Raw genomic sequence first — 25,086 nt, 5'->3', positions numbered from 1 at the left:
TATGCCTATGCTGGCGCGTTTTATTACTCAACATAACAAGTTGATGATTGGGTTGTTTGTACTTTTAAGTTTAATGTTAGGTTTTTTTGTACAGAACTTTCGAATTGATGCCTCTGCTGAAACTTTGCTGCTCAAAAACAATAAGCTCTACATCGAGTCTCAACTGATCAATCAACGGTTTGCGCCGCAAGAATTTATTTTGGTGGCCTACGAGCCTAAGGAGGGTGATGTATTCTCTGAGCAATCTTTTCAAGCCATCACTCAGCTTAGCAAAGCTTTCAGTCAGTTGGATCGTGTCGAAGCGGTTACTCATATATTGAATGTGCCACTCTTATCGCAAGTGGAATCCCTTGACGCAAAATTAAATCCAGATGATTGGACGTGGCAAGCGAAACGATTTTCACCCGAGAATATGCGTCAAATATTTAATGAACATCCGCTGTATACCGACTTGCTAGTTAACCAAGCGATGAGCGCCACCGCTATCCAAATTGTATTTAAAAAGGATGAGCGCTTAAGTGTCATTTACCAAGATATTACTCAGCTTCAAAAGAAAGTGCTCAGTGATGAATTGAGTGAAGACGACCAGCGAAAAATCGATGAGCTACGACAAGAAGCTGACCCTTTGGAGCAAGAGCTTAACAAGCAGCGCCAACAAGAAATTGCAGACATCTATAAAATTACTGAGCCATTCGAAAAGCAGGCTACTATCTATTTGGGTGGCGCCCAAGTTTTGGCCTTTCAATTGATTGATATTATTCAAAGCGATCTGGTGGTGTTTGGCAGTGCCATCGCTCTCATGATTTGTTTATTGCTATTTGTTATTTTTCAGCAACTACGCTGGGTGTTTATTCCAATAATTTGCTGTGCAATTAGTGTGGTTCTGACTATTGGCTTGTTTGGTTTATTGGATTTACGCACCACGGTTATCTCATCAAATTTTGTGGCCTTGCAGCTCATACTGACCCTTGCGATTGTTATCCATTTGCTGGTGGAGTACCGCCAGCAGGCAGAACAGCAACCAAAAGCCAGTCAACAGCAACTTGTGCAGCAAACGTTTATCAACAAATTGAGTCCGTGCTTTTACGCTGGCTTAACAACTTGTGTTGGTTTTGGCTCTTTATTGTTCAGTGGAATTCAGCCTGTTGTGTCGTTTGGTTGGATGATGATAGTGGCGATGATAATTTCTATCTTGGTCAGTTTAATACTATTCCCCGCTATGGTGAGCATGTTAAAACGTCAAGACAAAACCCAGTACCACCGACTTAGTCAATGGATAATCAATGGCCTGCAGCAAATCAGTATGGGCCATAGAACGCTCATTATGTTCATCAGTTTAGGTTTATTGATTGGCAGTGCGATAGGTCTAAGCAAGCTCAGTGTTGAAAACAGTTTTATTAACTATTTTGATAAATCGACAAGAGTGTTCAAAGAGTTATCGTTTATTGATCAGCAATTTGGAGGCTCAACTCAATTAGATGTTATTTACACCATCCCGCAACAACAACAAAAGAAGGACTTAGTGTTGAGTGCCGAGACCGTGCAGTCTTTGCAAAAAGTCCAATTTGTCATGAAGCAGTTTGAAGCCATGGGTAATGTCACGTCTATCGTTAACTTTACTGAGTTGGCGCAAATCATTAATCAGGGTAAACCTCTGACCGAATATGAATTAACAGTGATATATCGTTTAATTGACAAGTCACTGACTGAGCAGTTGCTTGGTTCGTATTTCTCGGTACAAACACAACAATTACGCATCAGTAGTCGCATCAAAGATACCACGGCAAACTTAAATCGCGCTGAGTTTATTGAAACCTTAAAACAAGACATAGAAGGGGTATCAATCGTTCCACACTCGTTTGTACTAGGCAATCTATTTGTCCTCTATCAAGACATATTACAGCGATTGTTCAGCTCGCAAATTTTGACTATGGGCATTGTCTATTCGGCTTTATTTGTGGTGCTTTTGGGTATTTTTCGCTCATTTAAAATAGCGCTAATAGCGATTATTCCCAATATATTGTCGACCATGTTAATTCTAGGGATTATGGGTTGGTTTAGCATTCCTTTGGATTTAATGACGATCACCATTGTTGCTATTGCAATGGGTATTGCAGTCGATGATACCATTCACTTTGTGCATCGATTTACCAAAGAGCTAAGGTCTAGATCAGCAAACGATGCCGTAGAAGCAACTTACGGCAGTATCGGCTTTGCTTTGTTGTACACCAGTTTTATCATCACCCTGGGCTTTTCCTTGTTAAGCTTTTCTGACTTTGTGCCCAGTGTGATGTTTGGCTTACTGACCGGTTTAGCCATGATGGTAGCCTTGCTGACCGATCTGACCTTATTGCCAGCTATGTTAAGTCGTTTTTGCAAAGGGGCTGAGCAAAAATAACCTGGCTTAATGCGCCTTGTGATATGCGATGCGCCGCATGCGATGCGCCGCATGCGATGCTCTGCATGCTTGCATTACATGGTCGCTTAGAAGCAGGTGAGAGTCACCGGTGTAGGCGCTCATTTTCACTGATAACGAGTTGAAGGTCTTTGCAACGCTTCAGTTAAGCATCTCTGACGAGGCCTTTCTCAATACTTCTGATCAATCGCTCTGTTTGGCGGGGTAGGTCGTTCGTGTGTTGTTTGGCTTTTGCTTGTTGCTGGCCCATTGCCCAGTCGATATGTTCTTGCACTAATTCAGACGCGTTTGAACGAGCTTGTGTAAGTGCAGCAATAATAAGTGCTGAATAGGGAGCATTACCTAAACCAACGGCAATATTTCGTTGCCAACGCTCAAAGCCAATGCGTCTTATTGCTGAACCTTCGGTTAATTTTAAAAAAGTATGTTCATCCCAGCTGAACAACGCGAGCAAATCTTGACTTATTAGGTTCTTACGAGGTTGAAAGTCTTTTTCAGCAGTAATCTGTGCGAAACGATTCCAAGGACAAATCAGCTGACAGTCGTCACAACCATAAATACGATTGCCAATTAGTGTTCTAAACTCTATCGGTATCGGACCTTTTTGCTCAATGGTCAGATACGAAATGCAACGACGGGCATCGACCAAGTAAGGTTCAACTATGGCTTGTGTCGGGCAAATAGTCAGGCAAGCGGTGCAATTACCGCAATGGTCTTCTGCCGACTTATCAATTGGCAAGGGGATATTGACTAATAGTTCTCCTAAAAAAAACCATGAGCCAGCTTCTTTATTTAATGTAAGTGAGTGCTTACCAGTCCAACCTATTCCCGCTTTTTCAGCCAGAGCATGTTCTAAAACCGGGGCAGAATCGACAAAAGGCCGATAGCTCAGGTCGTTACACTCCAGTTTAATTTTTTCACCAAGTTGTTTTAAGCGCGAACGTAATAATTTGTGATAGTCACGACCTAAGGCATAACGACTGATATACGCTTTGTTTTTATTTTTTAAGGTTCGTGCAAACTGCGCATTGGGTGGCAGGTAATCCATGCGTACACTAATAGCGCGTACTGTGCCGGCAAGTAATTCTGTCGGACGAGCGCGTTTCATGCCATGTTCATGCATGTAGTGCATGTCGCCAGCAAAGCCTTTGTCTAACCAGTTTTGCAAGTACACTTCGTGTTTGCTGAGGTCAACATCACAGATACCCACTTGCTGAAAGCCTAGCGCTTTGCCCCAAGCCTTGATATTTTCAGCTAATCGCGCTAATGCTTGAGAATCCAAAAGTGACTTTACCTCTACAATTAAATGAAAATGTATTTGAAAAAACGGACGTAAGTTTATCATATAATTTGATTAGGGCAGAGCAGGTTCGGCAACACGAATTAGCTGCTGCAGCATCACTCAACTGCGGGAGTTATGCGCTAATGCAACGTGCGGGTGCTGCGGCCTTGCAATGTATTCAAGCTTACTATCCTTTAGCACAGAAAATTTTGGTCTTGGTTGGCTCGGGAAACAATGGAGGCGACGGCTATATTGTCGCATCCTTGGCCAGACAGCAGGGTCTCAATGTTATTGTGGCCAGCGCGGATCCTGAACGGTTGGTTAAAGGCGATGCTCTTCAAGCCCGAGCGTTATGGTTGCACGATGAGGGTATGATATTCGACAGCCATGAACCTGATTTTAATGAGTTTGATTTAGTCGTCGATGCGCTACTTGGCACCGGCTTGCAAGGCGTAATACGCCCTTCGATGATGTCTATCATTGAGAAAATTAATCGTTGCAAGGTGCCCGTACTGAGTTTGGATGTGCCTTCGGGCATGTATTCGGATACGGGCGCAGCATTGCCTCTAGCTGTTGAAGCACAGCGCACCGTGACTTTCGTTGCCATTAAACCTGGTTTAGTCACTGGGGTGGGAAAACATTATTGCGGTCAGCTCATATTGGCTGATTTGGCTATTGCTAGACCTTTTCATGCGATGGCTAGAAGCGCTGCCCAACTCATTAGCTGGAGTACCTTAGCCCGTTTAAGCCAGCGACAAAATCATGCAAACAAGGGAAACTTTGGTCGTCTTGTGTGTTTTGGTGGTAACCAAGGCATGGCGGGGGCAATTTGCTTAACTGCTACTGCAGCGCTTCGCAGCGGTGCAGGTTTAGTAAAGGTGTTTTGCCACGAACATAGCCAAGCACTTGTCGCCAATTCTCAACGAGAAATCATGCTCAATACAGCAACAGGTATAGCAGCGATCAAAGCAGCCTTAGATTGGAGCACATGTGTAGTGCTTGGTCCGGGGCTAGGCACTGACGCTTGGTCACACAGTTTATTCGAACATGTATTAGCTTACCTTAGTCATACTGCTAAGCCGGTCATTATTGATGCTGATGGTTTAAATTTATTAGCAAAAAAATGGCGAACTAATCAAATAAAATTACCCGCCTGTGTCGTTACGCCTCATCCAGGAGAGGCCGCAAGGCTATTAGGACTTACTGTGCAAGAAATAGAGCAAGATAGGTACGCGGCCAGTCAAGCAATATCGGCCCGGTATGGTGCAGTGTGTGTACTCAAAGGAGCCGGTACAATTATTAGTCAAGCCACTGATGATGGCGCCTGCTTAGTTTGTGCTGATGGTAATCCGGGGATGGCCACGGCGGGAATGGGGGACGTACTAAGTGGTGTCATTGGAGCCATGTTAGGGCAAGGCATGTCCGCCGTCGATGCGGCGTCTTATGGTGTATGTTTACATGCTAATGCTGGCGATAGAGTTGCCAGTGACTATGGGCAACGTGGTATGATTGCCAGTGATTTATTCCAACCCCTTCGAGCGATATTAAATTACCGATGAAAATATTTGGCCAAACCATAAGACAAAACCAAGAATTTGATTTGTTAGATGAACCCGCCATGTTGAGACTGGCGGCTTCATTAGCCGGCAGTTGTAAACAAGGCTGTGTGATTTATTTACAAGGTGATTTAGGGGCAGGCAAAACCACTTTTAGTCGAGGTTTCATTCAAGGTATGGGGCATGTGGGTAATGTAAAAAGTCCTACCTATACCTTAGTTGAGCCCTATGAAATTGCCCCTTGGCGTATATTTCATTTTGATCTGTATCGCCTGGCGGATCCTGAAGAGCTCGAGTTTATGGGCATAAGGGACTACTTTGAAGATGACTGTATCTGTTTGGTTGAGTGGCCGGATAAAGGGCTTGGACTCTTGGCAGCAGCAGATTTAAACATTAGTATAAGCTTTAGCCAGCAAGGTCGTACCTTAACGATTAGCGCCTTGACTGAACACGGCGAGAGTTTGCTCGAATTGCTGTTGGAACAAAATTCAGCACAACAGCGTCACCAAAAAGAAAAATAATATGCAAAGTATTGGGTGTGTAAATAAACGAATGAACATGACAGCCGCCTTTTTGTGGCTCGCTTGTTTATTGCTAAGTTTTACTCTCCAGGCACAAAACAACATTGACGGTTTACGTATTTGGCCTTCACCCGCAAATACGCGACTAGTCTTTGATTTGAGCGACTCGCCAGAATTCAGTTACTTTACCCTAAGCAATCCAGAACGGTTAGTTATTGATATTGCCAATACCAGTAACAAATTTAATTTTAGTGGTGTGGATAATCAGAGCGACCTAGTAAAAAAACTGAGGTACAGCACGCCCAAAGATAAAAATGCAATACGAGTGGTGATTGAGCTCAGTAAAAAGCTTGAAACTACGGTGTTTTCATTGCCGCCGACTGCTCCTTATAACGATAGATTGGTGGTCGATATAAGCGATGATAAACAAGCTCCTGCAATTGTGTTAGATGCCAAAACGGCCAGTTCAGACCGGGATATCATTGTGGTGATTGATGCCGGGCACGGCGGTGAAGACCCTGGCTCTATTGGTAGCGCAGGCAGTTATGAAAAAGACGTTACGCTGAGCATTTCGAAATATTTGGAGAACATGATTAATAGTGAGCCCGGCATGAAGGCGATCATGACCCGTACCGGCGACTATTATATCTCACCCAATAAGCGACCTGAGATTGCGCGCAAACACAAGGCGGATTTGTTGGTGTCGATTCACGCCGATGCGTTTGTCACGCCCCAGCCCAGCGGTGCTTCAGTCTGGGTGTTGTCAATGAGCAGAGCCAATACCGAATTAGGCCGCTGGATGGAAAATACCGAAAAGCACTCAGAATTGCTTGGTGGAGCGGCGGAAATTATTCAAGATACGGCCAGTGAGCGTTATTTAACTCAAGCGTTGTTGGACATGTCGATGGATCACTCACTGACCACCAGCTATGACTTAAGTCGTGATGTGATTAGCCAGTTAAAAAGTATCACTAAAATGCATAAAAAAGTGCCGCAGGCTGCAAGCTTGGCAGTACTGACTTCACCAGACATTGCTTCAATCTTGGTAGAAACAGGATTCATCTCTAACCCAGGAGAAGAGAAAAATTTAAACAACGCTAGACATCGGCAAAACATTGCACGTTCAATTTTTGATGGTGTTAAAAAACATTTCAAGCGGATTCCACCTGATGGCTCATTGTGGGCTCAACTTAAAAAAGATCATCGTACGCACCAAGTGCGCAGTGGTGAATCTTTATCCTTGTTAGCCCAGCGTTATAATGTTGATGTAGACCGACTCAAAAAAGCTAACAATCTGAGAACTGACGTAGTGCGCATTGGTCAGATATTGACGATACCGCAAACTTAATTTGCGCTTTTTTATTTACCATCCCCTGTTTTTAAAGGTTATATTTTGCCGATTCAAATTTTACCCGCTAGATTAGCCAACCAGATAGCTGCCGGCGAGGTGGTTGAGCGTCCCGCTTCTGTAGTAAAAGAATTGATAGAAAATAGCTTAGACTCGGGGGCGAGTCAGATTGACATTGAAATTGAAAAGGGTGGTCACAAACGTATCGTGATCCGCGACAATGGCAGCGGAATTCCCCAAGCCGAACTAGGCTTGGCCTTGAGTCGCCATGCTACCAGTAAAATCAGCAGTTTGGATGAACTTGAACATATCGCAAGCCTAGGATTTAGAGGCGAAGCCTTAGCCAGTATCAGCTCAGTAGCCCGCTTAAGCTTAAGTTCAAAGCCAGCAGAGCAACATGATGCATGGCAAGCCCAGTGCGAAGGACGTGATATGGAGGTCAATCTTGCGCCTGTTGCTCATCCTAATGGCACCAGTGTTGAAGTGCTCGACTTGTTTTTCAATACCCCTGCAAGACGCAAGTTTTTGAGGGCGGAAAAAACAGAGTTTACTCACATAGATGAAATCATTCGGCGGATTGCTCTGAGTCGTTTTGATGTTGGATTTTCGTTAAAACACAACGGTAAAGTCGTACGTAAGTATTCACTTGCTGAGAATGAGCAAGCTAAAAAACGCCGATTAGTGGCGATTTGTGGTAAGGATTTTAGTGAACAAGCGATTGAGCTAAACAGCCAATACCAAGATTTTTGTCTAAGCGGTTGGTTGGCCCCGCCCGATACGGCAAAACCTCAAGTTGATTGCCAATATTTTTATGTCAATGGCCGGATGATGCGTGACAAGCTGTTAAATCATGCCGTTCGCCAAGCCCTTGAGGGCGTTATCTCTCCTGAGCATCAATTAGCTTATGTGTTGTACTTTAATTTAGAACTGAGCCAAGTAGACGTTAACGTGCATCCGGCAAAACATGAGGTGCGCTTTCACCAAAGTCGTTTGGTGCATGATTTTATTTTTAGGGCCTTGAGCGATGCTTTAAATCAATACTTTAATCAAAGTCGAGCGGCCAATCATATTCAAGACCTGCCGCCTGTGGTGCCTAATCATGATTACATGCTGCCTCTTACGCCTGAGCGAGAGCCTCAGGTCAATGAAGTCAGCCTTGCAACAAAATCATTGGCTAATTTGCAAGGCTTTCGTCGCTATCAAGCGCCCAGCGGCAATGACAATCGCCCTGCACTCACACACACTACTGTAAATCTAGGTCAAGCAAGTCAGGCGTATCAGGCATTAATGACGTCTTCCGTCACAAGTGACGTATCCCCAAACGTAGATTTTTTAAGAGTGAGTGAGCACCACCTCTTAATTAAAAACGCTAAGCATTTTTATATACTGGCAATCACGGCCCTTATTGAGTGTCAGCTTATGCAAGACTTTGCGCATGGCATGCCTGTCAGTCAGCCTTTATTGTTGCCTATTTCGATAGAAGCCGATGCACAACAACTTGCGCATGCTGGTACCATGCAAGCTAAACTAGCCGAATTAAATATTGATATCGCATGGCAAGGTAAGCGGATTATTTTACGCAAAATACCTGCTGGCATGCGTGAGTTTGATTGGAGCGTGATACTTGAACGTTTGTTGAACGTCAAGGTTGCAGACCTTGAGGCATTAAAGCAATGTTTAGCCAGCAATCTTGCTCTACAGCAAAGCAATGTAAGCGATAATGACGTACTTCTTTTGTGGCAGAAATTTTGTCAGCAAGCTACCAAGCCCATTGAGCAGCAACTGGCTCTTGTGGCAAAAAAAGTCCCTTTTCAACAATGGTTAACTGAATATGTCAGATAATGCTAAATTACCATCGGCCATTTTTTTAATGGGGCCAACTGCATCAGGTAAAACAGCATTGGCGATTGAGCTTTGTCAGCACTTACCTTGCGAAATTATTAGCGTCGATTCAGCTTTAATTTATCGGGGCATGGATATAGGCACCGCTAAACCCAGTGCTCAGGAATTAGCGATGGCCCCCCATCGACTAATTGACATTCTTGATCCTGCCCAAAGTTATTCGGTGGCAGAATTTCGCCGAGACGCTATTGCTGCCATGGACGACATTTCTTCACGGGGTAAAATCCCGTTGTTGGTGGGCGGTACCATGATGTATTTTAAAGCATTAATTGACGGTTTGTCGCCCTTGCCAGAATCAGATGCTATGGTGCGGGCAACGATTGAAAAAGACGCTGAACAACAGGGCTGGCAGGTACTACATGAACGCTTGAAAGTTATTGATCCGCAGTCAGCACAGCGCATTCATCCTAATGATCCGCAGCGTTTGCTCAGAGCGTTAGAAGTATATGAATTAACTAAACAATCTATGTCTGAACTGATGATGCAAAAATCGGCTCCTTTGGCTTATCAAACCTATCAGTTTTCCATCGCACCGGCCGATAGAAAGGTCTTGCACATGAGAATTGCACTGCGTTTTGAACAAATGCTGCAAGCAGGATTTCAACAGGAAGTAGAAGTTTTACGCCAACGTACTGATCTTAATCTAAATTTACCCTCTATGAGGTGTGTGGGCTATCGTCAAATGTGGCAATATCTCGACAAAGAGTTTGATTACGATGAGATGAAAGAACGGTCCATAGCCGCGACTCGACAATTAGCGAAGCGGCAATTAACATGGTTAAGGGGTTGGGAAAATATATTACCATTAGACACATTTGCTAACGACAATTTGACTCAGGTTATCAAACTAAGCAAACTTCACGGCTAGCAATGCTATACAGCATTTTGAAAAACTGTATAATCACGCTGAAATTAATTTTCATAATAAAAAGAAAAGGATAGATAATGGCTAAAGGGCAATCATTACAAGACCCGTTCTTAAATGCACTACGCAAAGAACGTATTCCTGTGTCTATTTACCTTGTCAACGGAATAAAACTACAAGGACAAGTCGAATCATTCGATCAGTTTGTTATCCTGTTGAAAAACACCGTTAGTCAAATGGTTTATAAACATGCAATCTCGACTGTTGTGCCGTCTCGCGCTATCCCCATGGCCGCAACGGGACAGGATGCTGACGAAGAATAATGCATTTGGTAGGAGAATGGCTTGTTTGACCGTTATGCAGCTGGTGAGCAAGCTGTCTTAGTACACGTTGATTTTGCGGACGAAAACAGCAGAGAGGATTTACTTGAGCTACAACTGCTAGTGTCATCGGCAGGGGTTACCGCAGTAGATGTAGTAACGGGTTCACGTCAAACTCCCAAAGCGAGATATTTTGTTGGTAGCGGTAAGGCACAAGAGATTGCCAATGCTGTACGCGCCAATCAAGCTGATGTGGTTATTTTTAACCATAGTCTTACTCCATCTCAAGAACGTAACTTAGAGCAACTGTGCCAATGTCGAGTATTAGACCGTACGGGTCTTATTCTGGACATTTTTGCTCAGCGCGCTCGAACCCATGAGGGTAAGTTGCAAGTCGAACTGGCTCAGTTAAAGCATATCAGCACCCGCTTAATCCGCGGATGGACTCACCTTGAAAGACAAAAAGGTGGGATTGGTTTACGTGGACCAGGTGAAACACAATTAGAAACTGACCGTCGTTTGTTACGTGAACGTATTAAGAGTATTACTCGTCGTTTAGCAAAGGTGCAGGTACAACGTGAACAGGGACGCAGAGCGCGCTTGAGGGCCGAGATACCGACCGTGTCTTTAGTCGGTTATACCAATGCAGGTAAGTCAACATTGTTTAACACGGTAACTCAATCAGCGGTTTATGCTGCTGACCAGCTGTTTGCCACCCTCGATCCCACCCTCAGAAAAATTCAGTTACAAGATATTGGTTCAGCAATTTTGGCTGATACGGTTGGTTTTATCCGACACCTCCCCCATGATCTTATCGCGGCATTTAAAGCGACCTTGCAAGAAACCCAGCAAGCCAATTTGCTTTTGCATGTTGTGGACTATTCCGACGAACACTATCGAGAAAATACTGATCAAGTAAACCAAGTATTGGAAGAAATTGGCGCTGATGATATCCAGCAGCTTATGGTTTGTAATAAAATTGATCGAATGGATGGGGTTGCTGCGCGTATAGACCGAGATGAAAACAACATGCCCATTCGGGTGTGGTTGTCTGCTCAACAAGGCATAGGTATCGATTTATTATTGGCAGCTATTACTGAATGTTTAGCCGATAATATGGTACAACACCGTTTAAGAATTCCCCCTAGCTTAAGTAAACTGCGCGGGGTTTTTTACGAAATGAATTGTATTATTGAGCAAAGTTATACCGAAGAAGGCGATTGGCAGGTAGATGTACGAATGGCACATACTGACTGGCAACGATTAATTAAGCGATCCGAAACTAACTTACAAGACTATATAGTGAGTTAGAAACAACATAAAACAGATTTACTGTGTCAGTGTTAATTAGCAACGCGGCATACGACAAACGAATAAATCAACTGATTGGAGAGTAAAAATGGCTTGGAATGAGCCCGGCGGAAATAACAATGACCCTTGGAAAAACAAGGGTGGTAAAGATCAAGGTCCACCAGATCTAGATGAGGTGTTTAAAAACCTCATGAATAAATTTGGTAAGTTTGGCGGCGGAAAAGGCGGCTCAAGCTCTAATGGAAAAGGCTTTGGTGGTATTGGTCTAAGTGTTGTTGCGGCAATACTTGTGGCAGTTTGGGTGCTAAGCGGTTTTTACACTATTCGTGAAGCAGAACGGGGTGTTGTGCTACGTTTTGGCGAGTTTAGCCATTTTGTAGAACCTGGTTTACGTTGGAAACCCACTTTTATCGATAAAGTGGTTCCTGTTGACGTGCAAACGGTACGTTCTATGGCGTCTTCAGGCTCTATGCTAACAGAAGACGAAAACGTTGTCCGGGTTGAAATGGAAGTTCAATATCGCATTCTTGAACCTTATAAATATCAGTTTGCTGTGACCATACCTGAAGAAAGTCTAAGTCAGGCGTTCGACAGTGCGATTCGCTATGTGGTGGGGCATTCTAAAATGGACGACGTGCTAACCAGTGGTCGTGAAGTTGCCCGCCAAAGCGTGCGCGATGAACTTCAAGGTATTATCGAATCTTACGACATGGGTATTGCCATTGTTGATATGAACTTTAAAGATGCCCGTCCACCGGAAGAAGTAAAGGCCGCGTTTGATGATGCAATTGCAGCTCAAGAGGATGAACAACGTTTTATTAACGAAGCTGATGCATACGCCCGTGAAATTGAACCTCGTGCTCGTGGTCAAGTAAACCGGATGGCCCAAGAAGCACAAGCTTATAAAGAGCAAGTGACCCTTGAAGCACAAGGTGAAATTGCTCGTTTCGAAGAGCTATTACCTCAGTACAAAGCAGCACCTGATGTAACACGCAGCCGTATTTACATTGAAACCATGCAAGAAGTATATAGCTCAACCAGTAAAATTTTGGTGGATACCAAAGGCTCAGGCAACATGTTGTATTTGCCCTTGGACAAGATACTTGAACGTCAAGGGACTACGACGTCTCCTTCGACTAACCGCAGCACCTTAGAAGGTCTTCGTAACCAAGATGGCGGTGTATCTACTGAAAATTCAACAGTTACTTCTCGTAGTAACAGTCGCACTGGGAGGAACTAAGTCATGAAAAATTTTATTGCTGTTATTGTTATTTTACTTGGTTTCTTAGCCTATGGGTCGTTGTTTGTAGTCAGCGAAGGTAACAAAGCCATCGTTATCCAGTTTGGTAAAGTGCAGCGTGATGCTGAGAATCAAACCGTAGTTTTTGAACCAGGTTTGCATTTTAAATTACCAATTTTTGATCGCGTAGTGGTCCTAGACGCTCGTATTCAAACCTTGGATGAAGTGCCTAGCCGTTTTGTGACCTCAGAGAAAAAAGACTTAATAGTTGATCTGTACGTGAAATGGAAAATCAAAGACTTTGCTAAATATTATTTAGCAACAGGTGCAATTAAAGCTAACGCTGAGATTCTATTGCAACAAAAGGTCAATAATGGTTTACGTTCAGAATTTGGTACGCGAACTATTTCACAAATCGTGTCCGGTGAGCGCTCTGAATTGATGGATGAAGCCATGAATCAGGCAGCAACCAGTTCTGATGAACTGGGTATCGAAATCGTTGATGTGCGTGTAAAACAAATCAACTTACCACCTGAAGTGCGTAACTTTATCTTCGAACGTATGCGTACTGAGCGTGAAGCGGTAGCAAGAGAACACCGTTCAGAAGGTAAGAAAAAAGCGGACTTTATTAAGGCTGACGTTGATGCGCGTGTAACGGTTATGTTGGCTGATGCACAACGTAATGCACGTAAGTTAAAAGGTGAAGGGGATGCAATGGCCGCTAAAATTTATGCCGACACCTACACCAAAGATGCTGAGTTCTATCAGTTCTTACGTAGTATGGATGCCTACAAAGCCAGCTTTAACGATAAGAGTGACGTATTGGTTCTTGAGCCTGATAGCGATTTCTTCCGCTACATGAACGGCCAGAAAGGTAAATAAACCTTTTCTGATTTATTAAAAAAATCAAAAAGCGCCTTAGGGCGCTTTTTGTTGTTTAGTCTCAGTCACAATTAGGATATCTAGCATGCACACACTTGCGCAACTGCAAGCCGGCGATTTAACAGGCACAAGCCGTTTGGCCTTAGCCGCTAATCTAAGCCAATTTCCAATGGAGATTCTATCCTTGGCGGATACCTTAGAAGTGCTTGATTTATCGGACAATAATCTCAGTTCACTGCCTTGTGAGTTGGCGCAACTAACTAAATTGAAAATTATATTTGCCTCTAACAATCAGTTTACAGCCTTGCCAGAAGTATTAGGCCGGTGTCCCAATCTGGAAATGATCGGCTTTAAAGCGAATCAGATCAAAACCGTCAGTGGTGCTGCGTTGCCAGCTAAATTAAGGTGGTTAATACTCACCGATAATCTGCTTGAGACCTTACCTGATGCGCTTGGCGAACGGCCCCGTTTACAAAAGTTAGCCTTGGCGGGCAATAGGCTTACCGCATTGCCTCTGACATTAGCACAGGCCCATAATCTTGAATTGATTCGAATATCGGCTAACAACTTAGCACAATGTCCTGAGCAACTGTTAAGTCTACCTAAATTGGCGTGGTTTGCTTTCGCGGGCAACCCTTTTAGTCGTTCAACGCAAAATGTAACACAAGTTCCTTGTATTGCTCCTGATACCTACTCCTTGGGGGAAGTATTGGGCCAAGGCGCCTCTGGTGTAATTTATCGAGGCACTTGGCATCAACCAAGCCTGTCGTTCTCTGAAAATATTGCAGTTAAAGTATTCAAAGGAGAGATGACTAGTGATGGTTTTCCGCAGGATGAGCTTGAGGCCTGTTTACAAGTGGGTATACATCCATCTCTCGTAAAGCCAATTGCACAAGTGAATACACCTGAGCAACTTGCGCTAATCATGGAGTTGATCCCGTCCAATTTCACTAATCTCGGTTTGCCACCTTCATTAGATACCTGTACCCGAGACACTTTTGCCGACGGCTTTAGTTTGTCTATTCAACACATTCATAAAATAGTGATGCAAATGCAAGATGTGTTTGAGCATATGCACGATAAGAAGGTGTGTCATGGTGATCTTTATGCCCACAACACCTTGTTTGACAAAGATGCGAATATCATCTTTGGTGATTTTGGGGCCGCCAGTCAATACCATATGTTAACTGAGCCGCAACAGGCAAAAATTAAGATGATAGAGCGCCGCGCGTTTAATTACTTTATTGACGATTTATTAGGTATTTGTCAGCCACAAGACCATGAGCATTCGATGTTTAAACAATTAAGTATGATGAGCCAAGGGTAGGCTGGCTTCGTATCTTGGTCTACTGGCCCAACAAGGTTTGCAAGCAATGCTCTTTGATCCCATAAAACTGTTTGATTGCGTCGACTTGTTTTAAGACCTGAGTATTGTCTACTACTTGTTTGCGCTTGGTGGCTAAAATCATTTTATTTTTGTTGGTATGCTCTAAACTGATAAACTCAAACACCTTAGTTTGATAACCATGAGCCTCTAGCAATAAGGCCCGAAGCGAATCGGTTACCATTTCTGCTTGTTGACCCAAGTGCACACCAAACTGCAACATAGGCTGAAGTAAATCAGGACTGTGCATTTGCGGCCTAATTTGTTTGTGACAACAAGGTGAGCACATAATGATAGAAGCATTAGCCCGTATACCGTAGTGAATGGCGTAGTCGGTCGCTACATCACAGGCATGTAAGGCAATCATCACGTCAGTGTGTTGTGGGGCATGGGTTTTCACGTCGCCACACACAAAGTTTAAGCCCTTGTGTTCGAGATTTTGTGCTGCTTGTTGGCATAGTTCAGCCAATTGTGCGCGTAACTCTACCCCTGTAACCTGAGAATCTGTTGCCAAGTGATGGTGTAAGTAATCGTGAATTGCGAAGGTTAAATATCCCTTGCCCGACCCAAAATCAACAACTTGCATGGCTTTATCAACAGCCAAAGGGGATTGACTTAGCGCTTGGCTGAAAACCTCGATGAACTTATTAATTTGTTTCCACTTACGGGACATTGAAGGGATAACACGATGTTCGTTATCCGTCACACCAAGAGCCTGCAGATAGGGACGAGATAATTCTACAAAGCGATGTTTTTGTTTATTGTGCTCTTCATTAATTGGCGCGGCTCGTGGTGTTTTAACCTGATGAATGCGTATGCTGGCTTTGCCTTTTTTACTCAACTCTAATTGTATCTCTTCTTCGTTGGTATACACGTGGGCGGCTCTAAAGTCATTTTCAAGGTAAGCATGTACGACCGCCAACCCGTCACTAACGGTATAATTTTTAGTGATATCTCGCGAATTAAAACTTAGCACAAATGACAGCATGGCCTGTTCTCGAAGCAACACTGGGCGCACCACTATACGTTGCAAATCTTTATCGCTACCGCGATTTTTACTTAGCAAGAGCTTACTGACTTTCTTGTCTTCAAAAAGCTGGGTTAACGAGGTAAAAAATGCTTCTTTGCTACGAATAGGGCTATGTTGGGGCATGAGTATATTGTTTAACTGTAAAAGTGAACTTATGGGCTATTGTAACGCCTAAAGGCCGACGTGTAACAAGATCATCATGAATAAAAAACCTGAGCTAGAAAATGTACAGTATGGTATTTAGCTAGATAACCATGCAAAAAAATCAGCGTTGCAAGTTGTTACCAAATCGCCCACTATGTTTATTATCTAATTATAAAAAAAAGGACCCTGAATGAAGTTTTTTGCTGGTTTATTTACACTACTTGTTGCGCTTTTACATTTTGCCATTATGGCCGTAGAAATGTTTTTTTGGGACGCACCAATCGGTTTACGAGTGTTTAATATGACGGCAGAAGCGGCAGCAAGTTCACAAGTAATGGCTTTTAATCAAGGTTTTTACAACGGAATTCTCGCAGTAGGCCTTATGTGGGGATTATTGGCTTCTAACCATGGAGTGAAAATTTTCTTTTTACTCGCCATTATTGGAGCCGGTATTGTGGGTGGTTTGAGCGTAAAAATGACTATTGTGTATGTTCAGGCATTACCTGCTTTCATCGCCCTTATTTTTGTAATGAAAAGTAAGGGACGCAAGGCTGGCGAGCAAAGATTGTTTTCATAAACACGTTATAAATTAAACCGAAAAAGCATCTTGAGTGTAATGCCAGTCAGTTAAGCTGACTGGCATTATTGTTTTTGTTCAAAGGGAATGTCGATGGTTTTGTATTTACCCATCTACCATAAGCCCTGTCTTGGCGTCGCTGGGGCAAGTTAACATAGCCTAGTTGTACTTCAGCAATTGGAAGTGCTTGGAAAGATTCCCGGCTTACAATTTTGATCTCATTTTACCGATCATCAATAAATTTTTCTTAACTGCTCGGCTTTTCATCTTGAATGCTCTTTTTTTCACATGAATCAGGCGTTTAGATCGTTTTTTGTTGGCTGAGTAAATGTGCTAACTGCGCAAATGGCAGCGGATGACTGAACAAATAACCTTGTGCAGTATTACAATGATGCAATTGTAAAAAGTCTTTTTGTTGTTCTGTTTCAACGCCTTCTGCTATGACATCAAGATTGAGGCTATGGGCCATGGCAATCACGGCCAGAACTAGGGCTTTGTCGTTCTCATTGTTATTTAAATCTCTGACAAATGAGCGGTCAATTTTTAGATGGTCGATGGGCAATTTCTGCAGGTAACTCAACGAGCTATAGCCCGTACCGAAATCATCAATAGAGACACTTATGCCTAGTTTGCGTACTTCATTGAGTAAATGTTGCACCTTCACAAAGTTATCAACCAAAACGCCCTCAGTTAACTCGAGTTCTAACTGCTGCGCTGAAATAGCAAAGGTATCAATACAAGTGACGATGTAATCGAGTAACTGCCTGTCATTAACTTGGCGAGGCGATAGATTAATCGATAATTTAATCGCGATATTTTTGGCTTGTAACTGCGCCAATTTAGCGCAGGTTTCTTTAATGACCCATTTACCTATGGGAACAATAAGGCCGGTTTGTTCTGCTAGGGGAATAAATTCATCTGGCGGGATGATACCAAAAAGAGGTCTATTCCAGCGAATAAGGGCTTCTGCCTTAGTGATAGCGCCACTGGTTAAATCAAACATGGGTTGAAAATAAAGTTCAAATTCCTGTTTATCTAAGGCATTGCGCAAAGCGCTTTCAAGTTCAATGCGCTTATGAGACGCATCTTTGAGCGCCTTTGAATAAAACTGCAAGTTACTTTTTTGCTGTTTCTTCACCTCAAACATGGCTAAATCGGCGTATTTCATTAAATCTTCTGAGTGGTCTGCATCCATAGGATAAGCTGCTGCACCAATATTTAAACCCACTTCGCATTGATGGCCGTGTTCTGTATAGAAGGGCAAGCTGACCGCTTGAATTAACTCACTGGCCAGCTGCTGACAACGACTGCGTTCAAGTGTCGTGATGGGGCCAAAGGCGTTGTCGTTGTGCATGATTAATGCGAATTCAGTTCCCCCTATGCGTGCTATAGTATCTTCGCTACTGATGGTGGCCCTGAGGCGCAACGCAAGGTCTTTAATGACGACATCACCCACTAAGTGCCCGTGTAGTTCATTGATTCGCTTAAACTGTTTGATTTCTATGTACAGCAAATAAAACGGTCGCGCTTTTTTAATCTGCTGGTTGAGTTGCTGCCAAAAATACTGACGATTAGGCAGTTCGGTTAGCACATCAAATTGTGACAGCTTTTGATTACGTTTAAGTAAGTATTTTAACTGACTAATATCGCTGATGCTTAGCATCCAATACGTCAGTTGCTTTTCACTATGGCAAATTGGGTGAATGGACACTTTAAACCATTTACTGCCATTTGCTGCATTTAACCAATACAACTCTCCTGACCACGGACTATTGGTCGAAAATACTCGTTGATATTCAGGATACTGGCTTTCAAATAGTTGCAACAAGGTGATTTCTGGCGCTTGTTTTTGTTTTTTGTCGCCTGAGTCAAACATATGAACCAAGGCTGCGTTGCTATTTAGAAGATTGAGGTGTTCGTCTAAAATCGCCACGCCTAATTCTGTTTGTTGTAAGAGTTTCTTTAAGGGAGCCGCTGCTTGTGACGAGTCACCTGAATTAGCCACGAGAGAGGCAATTCGCTCAAAAGCATGATCATGTTGCGCAACAAGTTTATCGTTGGTAAATAAGGTTTCTCGAGCTATTTGCAAGGTTTGCTGCTGTCGTTGATATTCTTTTTCAACATTGCAAATCACCAGATAAGATACGCCCTTTACAACGGCGGCATAGGCTTCTAAATAAAGGAGTTGCTGGGCAACTTGCTCTCGCCAAATACCAGATTTAATTTTACCGGGTTGGCCATTAGCCCAAAATTTTTCTGCGTCCAGCAAAAAATCATCCAAATAAGCACAGCCATGTTGATAGGTAAATGTAGCGTTGTTACTCGCTTCAGGCATCAGTTTAGCTAACCATGTGACACCAACGAAACGCGCTTTTAATTGGCCACTTTTCAGGCGTTCAAAGACCGCACAATCAATTAAACCTAATGCGTGTAATATTGAGGGCTCGATATCCATATTAATCCACCAATAAGGCCGCTAAACTGGCAAACATGCTTTCTATACCTTCGCCAGTTTTGGCACTCGTTATACATGATAAAGCGAACTGTGACTTTATATGATCGATTTCATTCTCACTCCAATGCCAGGTAGCGGGCAGATCAGCCTTGTTGATGGCTAATACACCTGGAATGTCAGCCACTTCTTTAATCAAGGCTTGAATTTCTAAGCCTTCTGTCATGGACTGAGAGCGAGTTTGGTCAGTGACCAATATATAAGCAGATGCGCCCCGTAAATACTTAGCTTGAAAACCGCAGTATCGGTCAATGCCTTCAATGTCCCACAACATAAGTTGTACGATTTGCTCAACTACCTCGACTTCTTTTTTATCAATCTTAACCCCAATTGAAGTGAGGTATTTTTCAGAAAAAATGCCTTCTACATATTGTTTTACCAAGCTTGTTTTTCCCACTCCTGTGGCACCAAGCAGACATATTTTTTTCTGAATCATGATCGTCCTACGTTATTCAGGTTAATTGGCATCGAAATACACCACATTAAATAATACTTTTCTAGCGCCATCACCAGATGTTTTTAATTCGATAACGCCCAGTCCTATCGCATTGAGTCGGTTGCGAGCAATACCTAATTCTTGAAGCTTGTTTTGTACTGCATCCGCTCTTTTTTGACTAAGGGCTTTATTAAATGTGTTGCTACCACTTGGGTCACTGGCGCCCATTATGATCAAACCAAGAGAGAGACCTTGGCCTTGAGCAAGAGAAAGCAGGTTATTAAACTCATCCTTAAGCACAAGCAGTTTTTCTATGGCTTGTTCAGAAAGTGTACTCTGACCTTGCTCAAAGGTAATGAAATTATGTTCTAATTTTGCGATATTCAGATCTAATATCGCGCGAATGATGGTGGGATCATCTGCCGCATTCGATTCACCCCCCTTCAATCTTATCGGCTCTAGCCATTGCGGCTGAAAATTCAAGCCAACCACTTTACTGAGCTCTGTTTGCAATCTTAATTTAGCTAAATTGGTACTGGTACCACTAAAAATAGCGATCTGGCTTTGCCAATCGACTTCGATTCCTACAAAATCGCTGACTATATTGTTTACTTTTTGTTGAATAATGGCCTGATCTAACGATGCATAGGCCCGTTCACTGTGATCAATAAGGTTTTCAGGGAGCTGGTTTTGGCTTAACCACTTATCGATTGTGATAGCGCTTGGGTCGCGTAATATCGAAAATTTAACCCTCGAAAAATCATGAATATAAGCATCAAGTAATACAATGCCTGGCTGCTGATCAATTTCTTTAATGGCAGCTAGTAATTCATGTGCTTGCCAGCGTTTTACGCACAGGTAAGTAGTAAATAACGTCAGGAATATCAACAAGCCCCAAGCTAACCAAGGACGCTTCTTGGCTTGTTGGGTTTGAGGCTTTAGTTCAGCTAATAAACAGGCCCTAAGTTGGTGCTCAGTATCAATGAATACGCTTGCATCACCTTTAAACTGTGTTAACTGACGGCCAAATAAACGGTGAATTTCCTCTAAACTGAGCTGCATTTGATTCGCCACTTTTTGCGGCACATTACCGCTAATGGCTGCTACTAATATTGCGCTCGGACCTTGGGTTAACAGCAACGTAAAGTCATCGGTTTTCACTACATCGAGTTGTTGTTCACCCTTATCCGATCGTGGTGTAAAGGAGTCAGCTACAAAGTCGTTGATCGCGGTGAGCATAGCAGACACTAAATCAGCGTCTGCGGTTGCCTGTAAACCGGATGAGATAGTGTTGAGGAGTAAGCCGGTCTCACGGTGGATTAAAAATACCTGCTCAACCCGAAAAGCAAAAGTTTGGCTAGCGACGTATTGTGAAAAACTAACACCCGCTTGGCGTGCTTTAAAGCGCCACTTGATGCCTTTGAGCGTAAAACTGTTTTCAATTAAAGAGTTAGTTTTTTCGAGTAAGTCAGTGATAAATGCCGTGACTGATTTACGTACCAAGCTACCTACTAAGGGGTATAAGGCGCCCACCATTTGTTCACTATGATTGGCAACTGAATGTTCAACTGACTTTTCAACCAGTGGAAGAATGACGTTGTTGACGGAACCGTCTCGTTGCTGGCGATCATACAATGCTTCAGAAAATACATCGCTGACGACTTCGCGAGCGTTAGCTTTTAACGCTTGTTTGACGTAGTGATCGCCAAGCAACAAATCACGTAATACCCGCATTTGTTGTTCGTCGTCAGATAGGTCCTTATCATCAGATGCGTTGGACATTTGAAACCTTATTCACCTTCATCCGCTTCTAAATTAGTTGCCACGGTATTAAGCAGTTTTGCTAAGGTTTTACGGTCGGTTTTGCTCGTATTGAGTTCACTGGATACTTGGTTGAGTTTAGTTAATGCTTGCTGCAACTGCTCATTAAAGTTACTACTCAACAAGGCCATTTCCTTATCGAGTCGTTGATGTAATTCATCGTTTTCTTGTTTACTATTGGCTTCTGCCATTTCTAATTCAGAGGAGATTTTATCGGCATAGGCGTTCAATTCGTCTGAACGCTTGTCTTGGTTTTGATCCGCTACTGCAAGCTGTTGTTCTAGTCGGTGCAGGCCGTCTTCCATAGTCGTTTGCAATTGTTGCATCTGCTGAGACATTTGCTGTTCTAACTTTTGAAAATGCAGGCTGGTGAGTTCACTTAATTCACTCAAACCTCGTTCTAAGTCTGCCTTAGCGGCACCAAAAATGATGTGCCTTAATGTATCCAATTCACTTGCTGGGGCGTGAGTATTCTCTTGGTCTTGCGATTGGCTACTGTGCTTGTTTGCCATGCGGCATTCCTCTGCTGACAATGGGTAGAATTCAATTTCTGAAGTTTGGTTATCATTTCACAGAATCGGTTGAGATTTAAGCGCTTTGTGATGCTTGTGGTGTTTTATTGTATATAAACCATGCTGAAGTCAGTCATGAGCTTGCAATTGATTGGCACGCTGGGCACCATTTCTATACAGAAAATCGAAGTGTTTGTAATTCGCTAGTCTAAAAGTCAAAAAATCGCGTACCATATCAACTAGTTAATTTTGTTAGAGTTCAATTATGAAATATCGCGGCAGCCCTAATTTCACCCACCATCAAGAAGATAAAATTGGTGTCATTATTACCAACTTAGGTACGCCTGATGCGCCCAATAAAGTGGCTTTAAAACGCTATCTAAAAGAGTTTTTGTCAGACCCAAGAGTGGTAGAAGTACCGCGACTCATTTGGTGGATGATCCTTAATTTAGTGATTTTGAATATTCGCCCTAAACGTTCAGCAAAAGCCTATTCGACGGTGTGGACCGAACAAGGCTCGCCGTTATTAGTGCATACTAAAAACCAAGCTGCAGCCTTAGCAGAGACCATTTTGCAACAATACGGCGGCAAAGTGATTGTTGATTATGCCATGCGGTACGGCTCTCCATCCGTTGAGGGTTGCGTAGACAAGCTTTTACAGGCGGGCGTGAGAAAATTACTGGTGTTACCGCTTTATCCGCAATATTGCGCGTCTACGACGGGGTCAACTTTTGATGCACTAAGCCAAAGCATGGTAAACAGAAGATGGTTGCCAGATATACGTTTTGTCAGCCACTACCATGACGACGCCGACTATATTCAAGCCGTGGCAGATAAAATTCGGGCTCATTGGCAGTTGCATGGCAAGGCGGACAAGTTACTGTTTTCATATCATGGTATTCCAAAGCGATATTTATTGAATGGCGACCCCTACCATTGTGAGTGTTATAAAACGTCTCGATTAATCGCTGAAAACTTGGGACTCACGAAAGATGAATGTTTAACGACTTTTCAGTCTCGCTTTGGCCGTGAAGAGTGGTTAAAACCTTATACAGACGAAACCTTAAAAAGCTTGCCTCAACAAGGCGTAAAGTCTATTCAAGTGGTATGTCCGGGATTTTCTTCAGATTGTTTAGAAACAATTGAAGAAATAGGCGAAGAAAATCGTGAGTACTTTATGCATGCCGGCGGTGAGCGCTATGAATATATCGAAGCCTTAAACAGTGATCCCCAGCACATTGCTTTGCTGGCAAAACTAGTGGCGCAAAATATTCAGGGATGGTCAGTAGATGAAGATACCTTGCAACGAGAGCAATTAGCCCAACGTTTAGGGGCGCAACGATAATGAGTCTGTCTTCGATAAAGGCGCCAGCTAGTTTACTCAAAGCACAAAAGTTAGCTAACTTACTGGATAATGCCATTACCATACCCTTTACCAAATTTAAATTTGGTCTGGACTTTTTAATCGGCCTGCTACCTTTCGCAGGAGACCTTGTTTCTTTGTTGTTGTCGTTAAAAATAGTGCATTACGCCAAGCAGTTGGGTTTACCAAGGCTGGTGCAGGCACAGATGCTTAAAAATGTCGCCTTAGACTTCATCATTGGTTTGATTCCGTTTTTAGGCGACATTGCCGATGTGTTTTATCGGGCCAATCAGAAAAATGTCAGAATAATGGAACGTTGGTGGGTGAGCCAGCAACATGGAGCTATTAAAGCCAATAGCCAACAACAGTTACAAGATTGGCAAGATAAACAACTGTAAGGCTGATTAATTGGTTTCAATAACGCCATGGGCTTGCAAATCAGCAAGTTTGACGGTGTTTAAACACGCTTGATTAGTGGCTGACAATATCACTTGAGGCGCCTTGCCCGCATTAAAGGCTTCTTGCCAACGCGCGGCACACAAACACCACTTATCACCAGCCTTTAGGCCTGCAAATTGGTACTGTGGTATTGGCGTACTTAAATCATTCCCTCGACTTTTTGAAAAAAGAAGAAAGTCATCCGTCATAATTGCGCAGACGCTGTGGTTTCCATGATCACTTGCCGGTACATAACAAAACCCTTCTCGGGTAAAACCACCATTACCACAACAGAGTTTAAGTGGCCCACCTAATACGTTTTTCTCATTAGCCATGATTGTTGCTCACTGTGATTTCAAGGGGCGTACTAAATCAGGTTGTTTGGCTCGAGTCAATTCTCTCTTGTTTTGCAAAGGCTAAATCATTGGTTGGCAAAGCGCATTGCTATGGATAGAGTATTGTTTAAAATCAAAGCAAAACCTTGACCAGTTATTTAGGACGCATAATGAAAATTTATGAAACCCACACTGCACCCTCACCTAGAAGAGTAAGAATATTTCTCGCTGAAAAAAATATTCCAATGGAATACGTCCAAGTGGATATAGCAAAAGGTGAAAACTTATCTGCTCAGATGCGCGCTAAAAATCCCATGGTTAAGATTCCGATTCTTGAACTGGATGATGGTACGTGTATCAGTGAAACCCATTCCATTTGCCGTTATTTTGAAGAAGTACAGCCTGAGCCACCGCTGCTGGGACGTACGGCGCTAGAAAAAGCGCAGATTGACATGTGGCAGCGCTTTGTTGAGTTACATCTATTTATGCAGGTTGGCATGTGTTTTCAGCACACTACCGGGTATTTCAAAGACAGGATGAATCCCATCAACGAGTATGGCGTTGAGGCGGGTAAGCAAGCACAGTCGTTTTTAGCCGTGTTAGAAGAACGATTAGCCATCCATACCTATATTGCCGGAGACCACTTTAGTGTGGCGGATATTACCGCAGTGTGTGCAATTGATTTTGCGCGGGTAGTCAAAATAAAAGTCCTTGATGAACAAATTCATATAAAGCGTTGGTACGCCTTAGTGAATGAGCGCCCCAGTATGCAAGCCTAATTCTTACTTTAGCGAGTGTTGAACAAGGCGCCACCTAAGTGTTTTTGAAACCTTCGGTCTCATTACCTTAGCGCTGGGTGTTTTCAAGTCTATTCAAGCCCTCATATGCTGG

The 25,086-nt window shown here is 43.1% G+C and carries 22 protein-coding genes; 15 read left to right on the top strand and 7 right to left on the bottom strand.

Features of this window, described 5'->3' with window-relative positions; genetic code table 11:
* The first annotated feature begins 1 nt into the window (after position 1).
* A complete protein-coding gene (locus ACEN2L_RS02885) occupies positions 2 to 2,398 on the top strand; it encodes an efflux RND transporter permease subunit (protein WP_441741629.1) in 2,397 nt (798 codons plus the stop codon).
* Between the two features lie 163 nt (positions 2,399 to 2,561).
* Here the strand turns inward: ACEN2L_RS02885 and queG are convergent, their stop codons facing one another.
* Entirely contained in the window at positions 2,562 to 3,698 is a 1,137-nt protein-coding gene (queG, locus tag ACEN2L_RS02880; protein ID WP_441741628.1) for a tRNA epoxyqueuosine(34) reductase QueG, read from the bottom strand.
* A 2-nt stretch (positions 3,699 to 3,700) separates the two neighbouring features.
* Here queG and ACEN2L_RS02875 point away from each other — a divergent pair, with 2 nt between their 5' ends.
* The 10 genes from ACEN2L_RS02875 to ACEN2L_RS02830 all read left to right on the top strand — a co-directional run bounded on the left by ACEN2L_RS02875 (position 3,701) and on the right by ACEN2L_RS02830 (position 14,970).
* The gene (locus ACEN2L_RS02875) at positions 3,701 to 5,257 is read left to right on the top strand and encodes an NAD(P)H-hydrate dehydratase (RefSeq protein WP_441741627.1); all 1,557 of its coding nucleotides are present in this window, start codon (positions 3,701 to 3,703) and stop codon (positions 5,255 to 5,257) included.
* Positions 5,254 to 5,775 (top strand): tRNA (adenosine(37)-N6)-threonylcarbamoyltransferase complex ATPase subunit type 1 TsaE, encoded by a 522-nt coding sequence (gene tsaE / locus ACEN2L_RS02870; RefSeq protein WP_306020354.1) that lies wholly within the window; start codon positions 5,254 to 5,256, stop codon positions 5,773 to 5,775. Before ACEN2L_RS02875 ends, tsaE begins: the two co-directional genes overlap by 4 nt.
* 37 nt (positions 5,776 to 5,812) lie before the next feature.
* Complete coding sequence (locus ACEN2L_RS02865; protein WP_441741626.1) at positions 5,813 to 7,123, top strand: N-acetylmuramoyl-L-alanine amidase; 1,311 nt, start codon at positions 5,813 to 5,815, stop codon at positions 7,121 to 7,123.
* Between the two features lie 45 nt (positions 7,124 to 7,168).
* Positions 7,169 to 8,965 carry a DNA mismatch repair endonuclease MutL gene (gene mutL / locus ACEN2L_RS02860; RefSeq protein WP_441741625.1) on the top strand — a complete coding sequence of 599 codons (1,797 nt, stop codon included), beginning with the start codon at positions 7,169 to 7,171 and terminating at the stop codon, positions 8,963 to 8,965.
* Positions 8,955 to 9,893: a tRNA (adenosine(37)-N6)-dimethylallyltransferase MiaA gene (gene miaA, locus ACEN2L_RS02855; protein ID WP_372340875.1), complete on the top strand. Its 939-nt coding sequence runs from the start codon at positions 8,955 to 8,957 to the stop codon at positions 9,891 to 9,893. The genes mutL and miaA overlap by 11 nt, the downstream gene beginning before the upstream one ends.
* A 77-nt stretch (positions 9,894 to 9,970) precedes the next feature.
* Positions 9,971 to 10,213: an RNA chaperone Hfq gene (hfq, locus tag ACEN2L_RS02850; protein WP_306020352.1), complete on the top strand. Its 243-nt coding sequence runs from the start codon at positions 9,971 to 9,973 to the stop codon at positions 10,211 to 10,213.
* 21 nt (positions 10,214 to 10,234) lie between these two features.
* Positions 10,235 to 11,521, top strand: coding sequence for a ribosome rescue GTPase HflX (hflX, locus tag ACEN2L_RS02845; protein ID WP_441741624.1), 1,287 nt, complete (start codon positions 10,235 to 10,237; stop codon positions 11,519 to 11,521).
* Positions 11,522 to 11,609: 88 nt separating this feature from the next.
* Positions 11,610 to 12,761 (top strand): FtsH protease activity modulator HflK, encoded by a 1,152-nt coding sequence (gene hflK / locus ACEN2L_RS02840; protein WP_306020350.1) that lies wholly within the window; start codon positions 11,610 to 11,612, stop codon positions 12,759 to 12,761.
* Between the two features lie 3 nt (positions 12,762 to 12,764).
* Positions 12,765 to 13,643 carry a protease modulator HflC gene (gene hflC, locus ACEN2L_RS02835; RefSeq protein ID WP_441741623.1) on the top strand — a complete coding sequence of 293 codons (879 nt, stop codon included), beginning with the start codon at positions 12,765 to 12,767 and terminating at the stop codon, positions 13,641 to 13,643.
* 85 nt (positions 13,644 to 13,728) lie between these two features.
* A complete protein-coding gene (locus ACEN2L_RS02830; protein WP_441741622.1) occupies positions 13,729 to 14,970 on the top strand; it encodes a leucine-rich repeat-containing protein kinase family protein in 1,242 nt (413 codons plus the stop codon).
* A gap of 19 nt (positions 14,971 to 14,989) precedes the next feature.
* On the opposite strand, the gene ACEN2L_RS02825 is transcribed toward ACEN2L_RS02830, so the two are convergent.
* A complete protein-coding gene (locus tag ACEN2L_RS02825; protein ID WP_441741621.1) occupies positions 14,990 to 16,180 on the bottom strand; it encodes a class I SAM-dependent methyltransferase in 1,191 nt (396 codons plus the stop codon).
* Positions 16,181 to 16,391: 211 nt separating this feature from the next.
* Here ACEN2L_RS02825 and ACEN2L_RS02820 point away from each other — a divergent pair, with 211 nt between their 5' ends.
* Positions 16,392 to 16,778, top strand: a complete 387-nt coding sequence (locus ACEN2L_RS02820; RefSeq protein WP_306020343.1) for a DUF1304 domain-containing protein — start codon at positions 16,392 to 16,394, stop codon at positions 16,776 to 16,778.
* A gap of 301 nt (positions 16,779 to 17,079) precedes the next feature.
* Here ACEN2L_RS02820 and ACEN2L_RS02815 read toward each other — a convergent pair whose 3' ends face one another.
* The 4 genes from ACEN2L_RS02815 to ACEN2L_RS02800 are packed head-to-tail and all read right to left on the bottom strand — an operon-like array spanning position 17,080 to position 22,059.
* The gene (locus tag ACEN2L_RS02815) at positions 17,080 to 19,233 is read right to left on the bottom strand and encodes an EAL domain-containing protein (protein WP_441741620.1); all 2,154 of its coding nucleotides are present in this window, start codon (positions 19,231 to 19,233) and stop codon (positions 17,080 to 17,082) included.
* A 1-nt stretch (position 19,234) separates the two neighbouring features.
* Complete coding sequence (locus ACEN2L_RS02810) at positions 19,235 to 19,726, bottom strand: Rab family GTPase (RefSeq protein ID WP_306020340.1); 492 nt, start codon at positions 19,724 to 19,726, stop codon at positions 19,235 to 19,237.
* A 21-nt stretch (positions 19,727 to 19,747) separates the two neighbouring features.
* Positions 19,748 to 21,508: an OmpA family protein gene (locus ACEN2L_RS02805; protein WP_441741619.1), complete on the bottom strand. Its 1,761-nt coding sequence runs from the start codon at positions 21,506 to 21,508 to the stop codon at positions 19,748 to 19,750.
* A gap of 8 nt (positions 21,509 to 21,516) precedes the next feature.
* Positions 21,517 to 22,059: a hypothetical protein gene (locus ACEN2L_RS02800; protein WP_441741618.1), complete on the bottom strand. Its 543-nt coding sequence runs from the start codon at positions 22,057 to 22,059 to the stop codon at positions 21,517 to 21,519.
* 265 nt (positions 22,060 to 22,324) lie between these two features.
* On the opposite strand from ACEN2L_RS02800, the gene hemH reads away from it, so the two are divergent.
* Both hemH and ACEN2L_RS02790 read left to right on the top strand, forming a co-directional pair.
* Entirely contained in the window at positions 22,325 to 23,404 is a 1,080-nt protein-coding gene (gene hemH, locus ACEN2L_RS02795; protein WP_306020336.1) for a ferrochelatase, read from the top strand.
* Positions 23,404 to 23,820 (top strand): DUF4112 domain-containing protein, encoded by a 417-nt coding sequence (locus ACEN2L_RS02790; RefSeq protein ID WP_441741617.1) that lies wholly within the window; start codon positions 23,404 to 23,406, stop codon positions 23,818 to 23,820. Before hemH ends, ACEN2L_RS02790 begins: the two co-directional genes overlap by 1 nt.
* A 6-nt stretch (positions 23,821 to 23,826) precedes the next feature.
* On the opposite strand, the gene ACEN2L_RS02785 is transcribed toward ACEN2L_RS02790, so the two are convergent.
* Positions 23,827 to 24,195, bottom strand: coding sequence for a DUF2237 family protein (locus ACEN2L_RS02785; protein ID WP_306020334.1), 369 nt, complete (start codon positions 24,193 to 24,195; stop codon positions 23,827 to 23,829).
* Positions 24,196 to 24,365: 170 nt separating this feature from the next.
* Here ACEN2L_RS02785 and ACEN2L_RS02780 point away from each other — a divergent pair, with 170 nt between their 5' ends.
* Positions 24,366 to 24,974, top strand: a complete 609-nt coding sequence (locus ACEN2L_RS02780) for a glutathione S-transferase family protein (RefSeq protein WP_441741616.1) — start codon at positions 24,366 to 24,368, stop codon at positions 24,972 to 24,974.
* Positions 24,975 to 25,086 lie beyond the last annotated feature (112 nt).

Source organism: Flavobacterium sp. W21_SRS_FM6 (assembly GCF_052119645.1).
Taxonomy (GTDB): Bacteria; Pseudomonadota; Gammaproteobacteria; order Enterobacterales; family Alteromonadaceae; genus Paraglaciecola.
This window is presented reverse-complemented; position numbering and strand designations above follow the sequence as displayed.